Here is a 13,606-nt window from a genome sequence, read left to right on the forward strand (position 1 = left end):
TCCATCTTTACTCTTCAGCCTCCGCTTGCGCCGCCTCTTCCAGCAAACTGTATAACTCATCCACATCGCTAAATAGCGGTGTGGCGCCTTCGATGGCATAACCCTCAGCGCTCAGTTTACTTAAAATCGCCTGATCTAAGCTGTTGTCGCCATCTTCCAGGGCTTGTTGAGCCTGGATTAGTTGTTGCTCGGTCAGTTGGCCTTCGATGAGGGCTTCGACCAGGGTTTTGGCGGACTGAATTAATAAATTAGCTAAGATAATAGCTCGGTTTTTGGATAGGAAAGTTGCCGCGATAGTTTCTTGTAAATTAATAGGCGGTATAACAATTAAGTTTGATGCTGTTTCTTTTAAATTCATATTTAATTGAACTGCGCCGTTTGCAATTCGGTTCGATTGAATCCTTCCAACTTCTGAGTTTAAAAATGCTGCTAAATAGTACGGGTTTATAGTTGGTTTGCAGTCAATAGTTACAACCGCCGCATTCAGGCTAGCAGTGCTGTATTTCTCGCTGTCAAATACAGCAGCGCGGCCGATTGTTCCTCGAACAGAAAGCAAAAGACCACCAGGCTTTACTTGATGCGATCTCAGATCATTATGCTTTTCCTTAGAGATAAAAACGCAGTCCTCTAATTCGCAGCGACCGTCGATTAAATTAACACTTCTTATAACTGGAATGCCTGATGGTCTATAGTCGCTTGTAGACACCGCCCATCCGCCAGGACCATCTTTAATTCTTGAAGATAACTCCCCGAGTGGTTTATTCGGAAAAGGAGAGTTCTTAATTTCGAGTTCCGCCCAAAGCTCTAAATCACCATAGTATTCAGCCTCCAGCCTCAGGGAGGATAGTTGTTGAATTGATATAACCTTACCAATTCTTTTTTCTGGCTTAGGATCACCTTTAAATACAGAGTGAATTTGTGACTGTAAAACCGAATTGAGCCTCTTCGCCCAAACGCGCAGTTGCTCGGCTTGGCGAACTTTATCCCCGATGTATTTTTGGGCTAGAGGTAAAACTTTAGGAACTGCTAGCGAGCGGACACTTGGGAAGTCAATTGCAGGGCGAGTTGCGCCATATGCCTCCTTCCAGATCGCTACTTGTCCGGTTTTGCTATTCAAATATGCCACCAAGAAATAGGCGTCAACTTTTTTGGGATCGGGCTTGAATCTGACTGAGTGCTGACTAATGTTGGCCGGTAGATGTTTAGCTGACACAACAGCCGATTTACCAAATTTTGCACCAGTAATAGTAAGTAAAACGTCGCCATCCACTAATCGGCTGCGCTTTAATTTTTCATCATCTTCATCGTTAATAAAAACAGCTTCTTCAGCTTGCAAGAACATTTCTTCAACTTCAGAAGTACGATAAAACTTAACACGGCCTTTTTCTAAATAATTTGCTCCTAAAGGTGTTGCGCCACTAGCCACCCCGCGCTTTGAATCAATTACCGCTTCCAGGGGCAAAGCACCTAGGTTGTCTTTTATCTTATTAATTTGTCTTTCAAATCGCGGTTGATAGTGCCAAGGATCAATCCGCCTTTCAGACAATTGTTCGGGTGTTCTTTTAAAAATAGTTGCCATCATTCCCCCCGCTTATAAGCCGATACAATCTTATCCAGATCGTTGGTAACACCAGCGTTATAGTCTTCAATATTATTTTTCACCACGTAGCCCAGAGTTTCGGCCACCGCCATAAATACATCGGTTTGTGGCTCAGGTAAAAATTGCTCTGGTTGGTTGGGGTTAGCATGGCGTTTTTGTAAATACAAAATCGAGGTTTTGGCGCCTGTACCGGAGAGCTTAAAGCAGTCACTTGGCAGAGAGATCACCGCTTTGACTATGGCTTTACCGCCAACAAACTCGCCAGTTTTTTCGTCTTTTTTCCCCATAATGTACTCGCGGACATAACGGTCGCCGGAGTTACATAAAATACCATCGGGCAGCACTATTAACAGGCGGCCACCGGGTTTAAGCAGTTGCAGGCAGCGGTCGATAAAAAGTACTGCTGGGTCAATAGTGGCACCTACCGGTTGCCAGTTGCCCTTGCTATCGGGCTTGCTGCCCAGCGCGAGCCCTGCGGTTGTAGGCTGCAGGCTGTAAAACGGCTTTTTATCAGTCCCGCCCGTTCTGCGCAAATCGGTACGATAGCCCGCCCATTTAGGCTCGCCGTTTTCATCCAGCTCTAAATCACCGATATCCTCCCACTTCATTTTTACGTGGTCATACCAGGCGTTGTAGCTATCAACGACTTTTTTGGTCGGACGAAAACCACCGAGCACTTGCTCCATATTGGCTTCGTAATTGGCTTTTGAGTTTTGACCATTTTTGCCTTTATCAAATTTAGGCGTACCGAACGGCGGGTTGGTGCAAATCAGGTCAAAGCTATTCGGCTTCAGAGCGTTAGTGGTGAGTGAGTTGTCGGTATAAAAAATCTGCGCTTTGGGGGCACCTTGCAATGCCATATTCACGCGGGCCAGCATTACCATGCGTGGTGCAGCATCGGCACCGGTAAATGCACAGTCGCGTAATTTCTGTTTCAATGATTCTTTTTTATCGTCGGCCAGCACCAGCTTAAAATCGATCCATTTATCAATCTGGCTTAACGCCACCGAGCCAAAACCAAAGGAGCCACAGGTGGGGTCGCAGAAACGAAAATCGCCATTGGCTAAGCGCGATCGCATTTCATCGTCATCGTCGATGTCGTGCATAGCAATTTCTAGCATGGCCTGTTTTACTGGGTTAGGTGTTAAATAAACGCCAAGGCCACCTTTGGATTCAAAGTTAGCGCGTAGGAATACATCAAACACTCTGCCGAGTAAATCTCCTGACACATCAGCCAACGTGCCGTGTTCTTTAGCGATTTTGCCGTCGTTGGTTTTTACCGGCCCCAGGTTTTGTATTGCTTCCAGCAAATCCTGATAGTTTTTCGCAACAGACAGCCGCAGGTGTGTTTCTTTACTAAAGATGGGGTTACGTGAGCCATCATCTGAGATCACAACGTAGTTTTCGTGGTTTTTAAATTCCTCAAAGGCGGCTTTGATTTGGGCAACGGCTTTATCGCCATGGCTCTCCACATATTGCCAATCAAAGACATCACGAAAACGCAGGGTATTTCCCTCATCATCTTTAAAGGTCAAGTCTTCATCGTGATGCAAGCGGAAAGTTTCTAAAAACAGAAGTTTAGCCACTTCCTCAATAATGTCGTTCTTGTCGTTTACCTTGTCTTTGGTAACGCGATAAACATTTTCATGAAAGGCATCAAATCGCTGCATTAAGCGTGTATAAACACGCATCGACCAGCGAAAGGTTGGATCACGCTCCATGCGATCAAAGCTACGTAATTCTTCCAGACCAGGCAGGGTATCTGCACCGTGGGTACCGTCAGAACCATCGGCACCGAACAAGGCCAAAATACGGTGGTTCAAGCCATCGTCCACAACGGCATATACTGGCCAGTCACCTTCGATATCACTTAACAGCTGATAGGCTAAATCATCAAACTTTGCAGTGTCAGCGGCGTATTCCCAATGGCCTTCTGTCAGCGCAATCAACATGACTGGTGTGAACCGCCCCGGGTTTCCTGGAGAGTGTTTTATCTGTGAACTCAGGCTGCCAGATCATTGTTTCCGATGGAAGCATAATAAGCTTTTTCTGCTTCTGCCGGAGGAGTATGGCCCAGCCTTCCCAGCAATCGTCGATTGTTATACCAGTCCACCCACGTTAGTGTGGCCAGTTCCACTTCTGCACGGTTTTTCCAGCTCTTACGGTGTATTACCTCCGCTTTGTAAAGACCATTGATGCTCTCAGCCATCGCGTTGTCATACGAGTCGCCTGTACTCCCTGTTGATGCCAGTAATCCGGCTTCTTTTAGTCGCTCCGTATAGGCCAGTGACACATACTGAGAGCCTTTATCGCTGTGATGGATGGTGCCAGACGGACGACGGGCCCACAACGCCTGCTCCAGCGCATCCAGCACGAATGTCGTTTCCATAGACGATGAGACCCGCCACCCCACGATGTATCCGGCAAACACATCAATGATAAACGCCACATAGACGAAGCCCTGCCATGTGCTGACGTAAGTAAAATCAGCCACCCACAGCTGGTCAGGACGTTCTGCCACGAACTGACGGTTTACGCGGTCACCTGTGGCAACGGTTTTCCGGCTGACGGTAGTGCGGACCTTTTTACCCCGGAGAACACCGGCAAGTCCCATAACCGCCATGAGGCGCGCCACTGTACATCTGGCCACCCTGATTCCTTCCCGTAACAACTGACGCCAGACTTTACGCACACCGTACACCTGATGATTTTCATCGTATACGCGCTGTATCTCTCTCTTCAGCCAGTCATCGTGCTGCGCACGGGCACTGCGTTTATCCGGATGATGTCGCTGTTGCTGACAATGGTAATACGTTGACGGGGCAATATGCAGTTCGCTGCATACCGGTCCGACCCCGTACTGCTCACGCAGCTTATCCAGCAGTGGCATCATTTTTTCCAGAGGCGGTCGAACTCCGCCTTCGCAAAATAAGCGGAAGCCTGGCGAAGGATATCGTTACTGCGGCGCAGTTCACGATTTTCACGTTCCAGCTCTTTCAGACGCTGACGTTCAGCGCTGGTGAGCCCACCATCACCGCCCCCGGTATCCCGCTCATGCTGGCGAACCCAGACACGCAGAGTCTCCGGCGTACAGCCAATCTTTGGGGCAATGGAACAAATTGCCGCCCACTGTGAGTCATATTCATCCTGACTTTCCAGAACCATACGAATCGCCCGCTGACGGACTTCGGGGGAAAAACGAGTATTTTTAGTCATCCTGTTTACCTCTTTCTCAGGGAGTTTAGTCTCCAGGAAACCCGGGGCGGTTCACTCACCCCCTAAAAACCTCTTTCCGATGCCACTCTACAAACACCTCATAAGGGTAATTTTTACGCACCTGCGGCAACGCAATAGTTTTCCCGTCAAAATCCCAGAATAATCTCTCAACGATCCCTCCGCCGTTTACCGCATCTGATACCAGTACCCGCATATTTTCGTCCAGGCCAATCGATCCTTTATCAAAGGCTTTATGGTGAATTGCGCAAAGCGCCAGGCCATTAGGAATTTCACAAGGACCGCCGTGCTGTTTCCATTTTATATGCGCCGCTTCAAGCGCGACGGTGGCGTCGTCGTGGCGCATATTAAAGCCACATATCGCGCACTGGTATTTATAAGCGCGTAATACATTTTTGCGAAATAACGGGTCGCGCTGTTTACGGATTTGCTGGAGATCAAAACCCAGCTCGTCAGCAATTTCTTCCTGAATACTCTCGGTGAAGTGCGCTTCGAGTATCTGTTGCGCCAGAGTATTGATGAGTTTTTTATTGCCAGTTACCAGGGCGTAGTGCTGTTCATCGAAACCGCCTGCAACGTGGTATTCAGTCAGTTCCTTCACTGGTGGTTGTCGGCTGCTCCCTGCTGTTGAGCAAAGCCCGGCATTGTGTAATTGCCAGAAACCGTCGCCTTGTAATCGCCAGAACGGCATATCAGGTCGGTACTGTGAACGCTGTGGACCAAAACGTTCCAGTAAACTGTGCAGAGGTTCGTAGATTTCCGAGCCATAATCGAAAAGGCGCGGATGTCCATTCAGGTATCCCGCTAATATGTATAGCAATAACAATGGCTTATGCGGCGCACGCTGTTCACCCTTGTGCCAGATTTTTATATTGGCAATTGCCTGCTGTAGCGATTTACTGGAAGCCATTGATATCCCTGGCAGTGAAATAATTGCGATCATGCTCGCAAATTTTCTGCTGTTCAAGCCTGCAAGTGAAGATATATTACCTTGATCTCATTTGTTTTTTTGCTGCCTGTGTGCCCTAATTGCCATGCGATGTTGCACCGACGCAAACCACCGTTTACGCCGGAGCAGTTAAAAGCGTTGATGGATGCGAATAAATCAAATTAATGAACGCTCACCTTTCGCTCCAAAACTGCAAAATTGCTTCTACAAACCTGTCAGAAATAATCCCCCGACGGGCTGCCGCGCTGAAATGACTGCTTCGCAGTGCCGTCGTCCAGTTCTCCGGTGACCGGTACGCTGAACCGAAATATCCCGTGCTTAAATCGTCCGGATCTTCATCAGGCGCGTTCGTCAGCCCTCTTTCACCTTGTTGCTGGAAGTCGATGAAAATAATATTGGCTAAAATATTATTTTGATAATTGCCATAAATAGCTTCATACGCATGAGGGAAACTTTCTTTCCAGTACCAGGTGGTATCGCCGCAAAACCACGGCGCGCCAGTAATATTATTAAGCTGAGAATGGTATTGTTTTAGATCCCTACGAAAGGCTTCAACCATATGATTAAAGTGTTGAGGGTGTGACGCGTAGTCACTTGTCATTAAGTCAAATTCGCCTTGCATCCAGCATACGCCGAGGAATTTGTTATGCGGATTTTTTGCCAGTGCGGCTCGCGTTCTGCTGACTAAATCCTGGTATAGAGGGGTATCCGTTCCCCAACGACAAGCATCATGGCTGGCTCCGTGCCGTTCTGAATATGTCCCTTCGCTGCCCGCAGTAAAAGCCGATCCGCCACGGCAACACGGAACGATGAGAACCCCTGCATTATCAGGAATAAAGGGCAGTAATTTCCGTGCAATATGCAGTGCCTGGCCAACGGTGCCGTACTGTGTTTGATGATTCGTTGCCAGAGGATGGTGATAACCCTGCATATCCTGAATATCGTGTGGGCAGTGAGTCAGTGGAATAATGTCGTTAAAGTGACATGAGGGGCCTCCGGGATGCGTATGCGCGAATCTCGCTAATTGTTTAATCCTGGGATGAGGCGCATCTTCCCTGTCCGGTAATGGCAGTCCTTCGCCATACGCCATGGCATTAGACTGACCAGCAACGGTAAGAACATAGTAATAATCGGGCGATATTATTGCGTTCATATAATTTTCGCGTAATTGAAATGATAAATTGATAGCAGGGCCCCTTTACTGGGGCCCTGAAGCATTAGTTTTGTACTGTGACTTTATTATCCTTCACAGAGATCAAAACTGAATCCGTCACCGCTTTGCCGCCTGTAGTTTCACCGCCAATAATTAATAAACTATTATTCCAGGGCAATGATACTCCGTAGGCCCGACCTTGCGATAATTCGCCAGATTTATCCCATTTCCCGTTATGCCAAAGATGAATATCAGCGCTATATGATTTTTTCAGGCCTTCATGCGCATAGTTCTTACCGTTCTGATAATTTTCCCGCGACCCCTTGAATCCGGCCCCCCCGGCAAATATAAGTGAGTCATTGCTCATACCTGCAAAACCGCCAGCGACGCCATCTGGTGATGAGACGGGAGCAAGTTTATTCCATTTTAAATTATTACCGGTGAAATCAAGTTCAAATACGGCATCCGTTCGTAGTCCTGGTTTGGCTTCACCATTAATAAGCCAGGTTTTATCGCCTTTATTCACAACCGCTGCACCAGCCGTCCCGTACCAGGGAGATTCGCCAGCGTAACTCCATTGCTGTGTTGAGGGATCAAAAGACAACAGAAACTTATTGAAGAAATAATCTTCTGCTTTTTTGTCAAAATAGTGGGCGTTGATTTTATCTATAGCGGTTGAATCTTTTCCAGCTTCGTTGAGATCTTCAAAATAGCCATTGAAGATATTCTGGTTAACACCGCCAGTAACATAAGCCTTGCCGTTGTGTACAAAAGTCACATGGCCCGCCATGCCCATCGGCGCGTGCGACATCAATTTAACCCAGCTATTGGTTTTGGGGTTGTATTTGTGTACGTCATTAAATACCTGAGTCAAGCCTTCGCTGTTTTTGCCAATGCCGCCAAATACGTACAGATTGCCATCAATAAATGCAGAGGTTGCTTGATCTCTCGCCCCACCAGGGAATGCAGCTAACGCTATCCATTTTTTTTCTTTGGCCTGTGTATCCAGCTTGTACCATGCCATACCTGCGCTACCTAAACCAATGTAGACAGTGTCGTTATCAATTGCTCCGGTACCACTTTTAAATGGCACAGGAGTTTCCGGTAATACAGCCGCGTTTGCGGCAAATGAAGCCATTATGATAGTAAGCGCCGTTATTGTTTTATTCATTGTGACTGTCTCCTGTCTACTACAGTTTAAATGACACACCAATGCGATAACTGTTTTCCGATAAATTATCTCTGCCGTTATAAACACCCTGACGGTCAAGGTAGTCATATTCTATGTATGGCGTAATATCGGGCGTCATATGGTATTGTAGAACAAATGCATTTTCTGTCGCCCATTTCTTATGGTTTGCATAGCGATAATCGTTTTGTTTGCTGTATAGCGTCGTTTGCCATGCGAAGGTGAAATCACTATTAATATGGTAAGTGACATATCCATCCCAACGATGAACGTTATCACGAGACATATCACCGGATAAGTCTTGTTGTCGGTAAGCTTTCCAGTCGTAACGATAGCGAATGCCAAAATTAAGATCTTTTGTCGCGTCCCAGGACAATTTTACGTAGGGTCCGTAGCGTGTGCCGTTACTGCTAAAATGCGTTAACATTCCCGGGCGCACCGTCCATTGATCATCAAGTTTAATCGCGTAATTAACTTCAACCTGAACATCATTGAGTGCGGCATTTTCCTTTTTATTATCATGAATGGTATTCCAGGTATTACTTTCCATACTTGCCCACCATCCATTTTGCCATCCCTCACTGACTTTGAGTCGAGTCTCATAGGCGTGGCTTCCACTACGATATCCACCACGTACGTCCAGTGTCGCAGCCTGGGAAATTAGTGGTGACGAAAAGCACAGTAATAATACGCCAGAAAGTATTTTAGCCTTTTTCATAAATTTCACTCATTTGTAGGATACAGAAAGCAATACAAAGCCCGCATAAACAATTAGCATTTATGTTGTGTAATATTTTTTGCCAGGCTTATAGTGTCTTTGGCAACCGAAAGCTGTATTTTATATTTTTTGTATAATGTCTCCTGTGAAAAATCTCTTTCCACATTATTTAAATAAACAGAGATCCAGATTAAATACCTGAGTATAAAATCTCTTCTGATGTTTGATTGATTTGAATGTTCGTAAGCTATATCACTTACTCAATCCATTTTACCCAGAGTCATAAAATAGAGTGTCTGTTGATCTCATTTTCATATTCCTTTCAGACTGAAGTGCATTTTCATCACCCGATGTGAAAGAACTGAAGTGATGTTTGCCATAGATTACGAGATGCCCAGTCTCATTGACTATCGTGGTGCACCTTTATACCTGTTATACCAGATCAAAAATCACGCAATCCATACAACAAAACCAGATTTGCAATTCGTGTCACAAAATATGTCGATCTTTTTCTAAGAGGAAGATGCCATGTGAAGCCAGACGAACACTTGCGGTGGTCTTCAAAAACTAAAGATTTTCTTTTAACTATCTGTTTTATAGATAATTTATTTAGAGTCTAAACAAGGAAAGCTTTGCAAGCTAACTCAGTGAGCTTGGTGAAAATAAGTGTTTACCCGCCATCAGGCTGAGCATAATTCTCATCATGAAATATGTTTCTTGGTTTGTGGCTTGTAACTGGTTACTTCTGAAGTCGATCTGGAGAGGCTTGTTGATGATGGTGTTTTCAGGATGATGCTTCACTTAGTTTGTTTGCCGTATCGCCCGGCGAATAGCTGTGATTGAAGAAGGTTTAAGACGTAGTGACCAAAGCCATATTTACCAACGAATGTAGATGAAAAAATCGTTTCCTGCTTTCCCCCATATCTCCATGATAAAAAGGAATATAACAATCTCATGGCGTGAGTTGACGAACCAGACAGGAATAATCGCTAGGGACCTAAGCATTAGCATGATAATAGCCACTAAGAAATTACTGCGTTCCATGAAATAGCCATTTTGTGGCAAATGGTGTTGACTAATAATGTCATATGTGAGACGGCTAGTTGAACGAATATTAAATTTTGCTGAATTTTTTATGTTGATTTTACTTGTTACAGAACATATCACATGATATATAGATAAGATTAGTTGCATTAATGATGAGGGTTATTATTAGATTCGTATCACATTGATAAATATATAAAGGTACATAGCATGCAAGAGCATGGCGTTTGTATGGCAAAGTTATTATAAGTAACTATCGCTACTCCATTTAAGTTCACTCAGAAGAACTGGTCCACTTACGTTAGTTATTAAGCAAACGTTCGCTTTTATAAACATAATCAGGATTAAAATGTTGGATTATTGCTAACCCAGCACAGCTAGTGCGCGTCTGTAATTATAAGGGAAAACGATGAAGAATAAGGCTGATAACAAAAAAAGGAACTTCCTGACCCATAGTGAAATCGAGTCACTCCTTAAAGCAGCAAATACCGGGCCTCATGCAGCACGTAATTATTGTCTGACTTTGCTTTGTTTTATTCATGGTTTCCGGGCGAGTGAAATTTGCCGATTGAGGATTTCGGATATTGATCTTAAGGCAAAGTGTATCTATATCCATCGATTAAAAAAAGGCTTTTCAACAACGCACCCGCTATTGAACAAAGAAGTTCAGGCTTTAAAAAACTGGTTGAGTATACGTACTTCTTATCCGTATGCTGAGAGCGAGTGGGTATTTTTATCACGTAAGGGGAACCCGCTTTCTCGGCAACAGTTTTACCATATTATCTCGACTTCTGGTGGTAATGCTGGGTTATCACTGGAGATTCATCCGCATATGTTACGCCATTCGTGTGGTTTTGCTTTGGCGAATATGGGAATAGATACACGACTTATCCAGGATTATCTTGGGCATCGCAATATTCGTCATACTGTCTGGTATACCGCCAGCAATGCAGGGCGTTTTTACGGCATCTGGGATAGAGCCAGAGGACGACAGCATCACGCAGTTTTATAGAGATAGATGAGATACCAGGGATGGTGTTAAAAAATACATTATTCTTACGATATATCAAAAATGATTAACCATTTATTAATTGATGTTATTGTAAGTGTGATTCTTAATTATCATAATAAACATTAAGTTAACCATATCCATACAAAATACAATGGTTTATGTTCTTCAAAATAAATAAACAAAATCATTCATAAATTTACACATCACTCAAGTTCTCCTGTTTCTGCACTTTTTTCTTTATTTTTTAAGCAACTGGAAGTTAATCCGCTGCAATCTATTGTTATATTGAATCAAATCAATGAAAATAGATGTTGTCACATCAGTGATATTTTATTTTTGTATGATATTTAATGTAATTGACTGATAGCCACATAACTTCCTGTGTGGTTATCTTTTTATCTATTGGGCTAATTTTAACCGATCGAGGTTTCCTATAGGTATTCATTCAAATATATCTCAGTCAGGAGTACTACTATTGTGAGTAAACGTCGTTATCTTACCGGTAAAGAAGTTCAGGACATGATGCAGGCGGTTTGTTACGGGGCAACGGGAGCCAGAGATTATTGCCTAATTTTGTTGGCATATCGGCATGGGATGCGTATTAGTGAACTGCTTGATCTGCATTATCAGGATCTTGACCTTAACGAAGGTCGAATAAATATTCGCCGACTGAAGAACGGATTTTCTACCGTTCACCCGTTACGTTTTGATGAGCGTGAAGCTGTGGAGCGCTGGACCCAGGAACGTATTAACTGGAAAGGCGCTGACCAGACCGACGCCATATTTATTTCTCGCCGCGGGAGTCGACTTTCTCGCCAGCAGGCCTATCGCATTATTCGCGATGCCGGTATTGAAGCTGGAACCGTGACGCAGACTCATCCTCATATGTTAAGGCATGCTTGCGGTTATGAACTGGCGGAGCGTGGTGCAGATACCCGTTTAATTCAGGATTATCTCGGGCATCGAAATATTCGCCATACTGTGCGTTATACCGCCAGTAATGCTGCACGTTTTGCCGGATTATGGGAAAGAAATAATCTCATAAACGAAAAATTAAAAAGAGAAGATGCCTGATGTAACTTATTGATAATAATATGAAAAGATAAGGAAATATAAGACAATTGGGGCCAAACTGTCCATATCATAAAAAAGTTTTGTATTTGTTCTCAAGCATAAAAATATAAAAAAACGACATAAAGCAACTAACTGTTTGATATGTAAATTGTTTCTCTTATAAATTAATTTCACATCACCTCCGCTATAGGTAAAGCTAACGTTTCTGTGTCTCGAAGCAACTTCCTCATTCATCTCTCCAAAAACCACCGTGTTCAATATAAAAATCTATAAAAGAATGTATTAATAGAATATAAATCCAAATAATAAACTAAGAAAGTTCGTGCGTAATGCTTTCCTCTATGAGTCAAAATGGCCCCAAATGTTTCATCTTTTGGGGAAGAACTGTGCAGTGTTGGCAGTCCAATTCGTTTCAAAACAAAGTGTACAGAACGACTGCCCATGTCGATTTAGAAACAGTTTTTTTAAAGGAAAGCAGCATGAAAATTAAAACTTTGGCGATCGTTGTTCTGTCGGCTCTGTCCCTCAGTTCCGCAGCGGCTCTGGCCGATACTACGACGGTAAATGGTGGGACCGTTCACTTCAAAGGGGAAGTTGTTAACGCCGCTTGCGCAGTTGATGCAGGCTCTGTTGATCAAACCGTTCAGTTAGGACAGGTTCGTACCGCTAGCCTGAAGCAGACTGGAGCAACCAGCTCTGCCGTTGGTTTTAACATTCAGCTGAATGATTGCGATACCACTGTTGCTACAAAAGCCGCTGTTGCCTTCTTAGGTACGGCAATTGATGCTACGCATACTGATGTACTGGCTCTGCAGAGTTCTGCTGCAGGTAGCGCAACAAACGTTGGTGTGCAAATTCTGGACAGAACCGGTGCTGCGCTGGCGCTGGACGGTGCGACATTTAGTGCAGAATCAACCCTGAATAACGGTACTAACACCATTCCGTTCCAGGCGCGTTACTTTGCAACCGGTGCCGCAACCCCAGGTGCTGCTAATGCGGATGCGACCTTCAAGGTTCAGTATCAATAACCTACCCAGGTTCAGGGACGTCATTACGGGCAGGGATGCCCACCCTTGTGCGATAAAAATAACGATGAAAAGGAAGAAATTATTTCTATTAGCGTCGTTGCTGCCAATGTTTGCTCTGGCCGGAAATAAATGGAACACCACGTTGCCCGGCGGAAATATGCAATTTCAGGGCGTCATTATTGCAGAAGCTTGCCGGATTGAAGCTGGTGATAAACAAATGACGGTCAATATGGGGCAAATCAGCAGTAACCGGTTTCATGCGGTTGGGGAAGATAGCGCACCGGTGCCTTTTGTTATTCATTTACGGGAATGTAGCACGGTGGTGAGTGAACGTGTGGGGGTGGCGTTTCACGGTGTCGCGGATGGTAAAAATCCGGATGTGCTTTCCGTGGGAGAGGGGCCAGGGATTGCCACCAATATTGGCGTAGCGTTGTTTGATGATGAAGGAAACCTTGTACCGATTAATCGTCCTCCAGCAAACTGGAAACGGCTTTACTCAGGCTCTACTTCGTTACATTTCATCGCCAAATATCGTGCTACCGGGCGTCGGGTTACTGGCGGCATCGCCAATGCTCAGGCCTGGTTCTCTTTAACCTATCAGTAAT

General features: G+C 44.7%; 10 protein-coding genes, 3 pseudogenes and 1 other annotated feature. Of the genes and pseudogenes, 6 read left to right on the top strand and 7 right to left on the bottom strand.

The window, feature by feature from the left end; genetic code table 11:
- Window positions 1-7: 7 nt before the first annotated feature.
- The 4 genes and pseudogenes from QUF14_RS25800 to QUF14_RS25815 all read right to left on the bottom strand — a co-directional run bounded on the left by QUF14_RS25800 (window position 8) and on the right by QUF14_RS25815 (window position 5,744).
- Window positions 8-1,579 carry a restriction endonuclease subunit S domain-containing protein gene (locus QUF14_RS25800; RefSeq protein ID WP_000190892.1) on the bottom strand — a complete coding sequence of 524 codons (1,572 nt, stop codon included), beginning with the start codon at window positions 1,577-1,579 and terminating at the stop codon, window positions 8-10.
- Window positions 1,579-3,558: pseudogene (locus tag QUF14_RS25805) on the bottom strand (HsdM family class I SAM-dependent methyltransferase); the annotation flags it as partial. The gene QUF14_RS25800 and the pseudogene QUF14_RS25805, both read right to left, overlap by 1 nt.
- A gap of 44 nt (window positions 3,559-3,602) precedes the next feature.
- Window positions 3,603-4,816, bottom strand: a protein-coding gene (locus QUF14_RS25810; RefSeq protein ID WP_371829233.1) for an IS3 family transposase whose coding sequence is annotated in 2 segments (ribosomal slippage) — window positions 3,603-4,528 and window positions 4,528-4,816 — 1,215 coding nt in all. Because the reading frame shifts where the segments join, the coding sequence is not laid out codon by codon here.
- Window positions 4,419-4,535, bottom strand: a sequence feature (AL1L pseudoknot). It overlaps the preceding gene by 117 nt.
- Window positions 4,817-4,871: 55 nt before the next feature.
- Window positions 4,872-5,744: a phosphorothioated DNA-binding restriction endonuclease gene (locus QUF14_RS25815; protein WP_000168552.1), complete on the bottom strand. Its 873-nt coding sequence runs from the start codon at window positions 5,742-5,744 to the stop codon at window positions 4,872-4,874.
- 99 nt (window positions 5,745-5,843) lie between these two features.
- Between QUF14_RS25815 and QUF14_RS25820 the strand changes: the two are divergent.
- Window positions 5,844-5,948, top strand: a pseudogene (locus QUF14_RS25820) (HNH endonuclease); the annotation flags it as partial.
- Entirely contained in the window at window positions 5,948-6,037 is a 90-nt protein-coding gene (locus QUF14_RS29095; protein ID WP_418933331.1) for a hypothetical protein, read from the top strand. The pseudogene QUF14_RS25820 and the gene QUF14_RS29095, both read left to right, overlap by 1 nt.
- A gap of 332 nt (window positions 6,038-6,369) precedes the next feature.
- Here the strand turns inward: QUF14_RS29095 and QUF14_RS29100 are convergent.
- The 3 genes and pseudogenes from QUF14_RS29100 to nanC all read right to left on the bottom strand — a co-directional run.
- Window positions 6,370-6,936 (bottom strand): annotated as a pseudogene (locus tag QUF14_RS29100) (sialate O-acetylesterase); the annotation flags it as partial.
- Between the two features lie 64 nt (window positions 6,937-7,000).
- Window positions 7,001-8,107 (bottom strand): N-acetylneuraminate epimerase, encoded by a 1,107-nt coding sequence (nanM, locus tag QUF14_RS25830; RefSeq protein WP_100733710.1) that lies wholly within the window; start codon window positions 8,105-8,107, stop codon window positions 7,001-7,003.
- A gap of 19 nt (window positions 8,108-8,126) precedes the next feature.
- Window positions 8,127-8,843: an N-acetylneuraminic acid outer membrane channel NanC gene (gene nanC, locus QUF14_RS25835; RefSeq protein ID WP_001295734.1), complete on the bottom strand. Its 717-nt coding sequence runs from the start codon at window positions 8,841-8,843 to the stop codon at window positions 8,127-8,129.
- A 1,453-nt stretch (window positions 8,844-10,296) separates the two neighbouring features.
- On the opposite strand from nanC, the gene fimB reads away from it, so the two are divergent.
- From fimB to fimI, 4 genes are all read left to right on the top strand, one after another.
- Complete coding sequence (gene fimB, locus QUF14_RS25840) at window positions 10,297-10,899, top strand: type 1 fimbria switch DNA invertase FimB (protein WP_000790590.1); 603 nt, start codon at window positions 10,297-10,299, stop codon at window positions 10,897-10,899.
- Between the two features lie 477 nt (window positions 10,900-11,376).
- Window positions 11,377-11,973 (top strand): type 1 fimbria switch DNA invertase FimE, encoded by a 597-nt coding sequence (gene fimE / locus QUF14_RS25845; RefSeq protein ID WP_000044720.1) that lies wholly within the window; start codon window positions 11,377-11,379, stop codon window positions 11,971-11,973.
- Window positions 11,974-12,452: 479 nt separating this feature from the next.
- Window positions 12,453-13,001, top strand: a complete 549-nt coding sequence (gene fimA, locus QUF14_RS25850; protein ID WP_000695548.1) for a type 1 fimbrial major subunit FimA — start codon at window positions 12,453-12,455, stop codon at window positions 12,999-13,001.
- 64 nt (window positions 13,002-13,065) lie between these two features.
- Window positions 13,066-13,605 carry a type 1 fimbrial minor subunit FimI gene (gene fimI / locus QUF14_RS25855; RefSeq protein WP_000823427.1) on the top strand — a complete coding sequence of 180 codons (540 nt, stop codon included), beginning with the start codon at window positions 13,066-13,068 and terminating at the stop codon, window positions 13,603-13,605.
- The last annotated feature ends 1 nt before the right edge of the window (window position 13,606 follow it).

This window comes from Escherichia sp. HH091_1A, assembly GCF_030295175.1.
GTDB lineage: Bacteria > Pseudomonadota > Gammaproteobacteria > Enterobacterales > Enterobacteriaceae > Escherichia > Escherichia coli_F.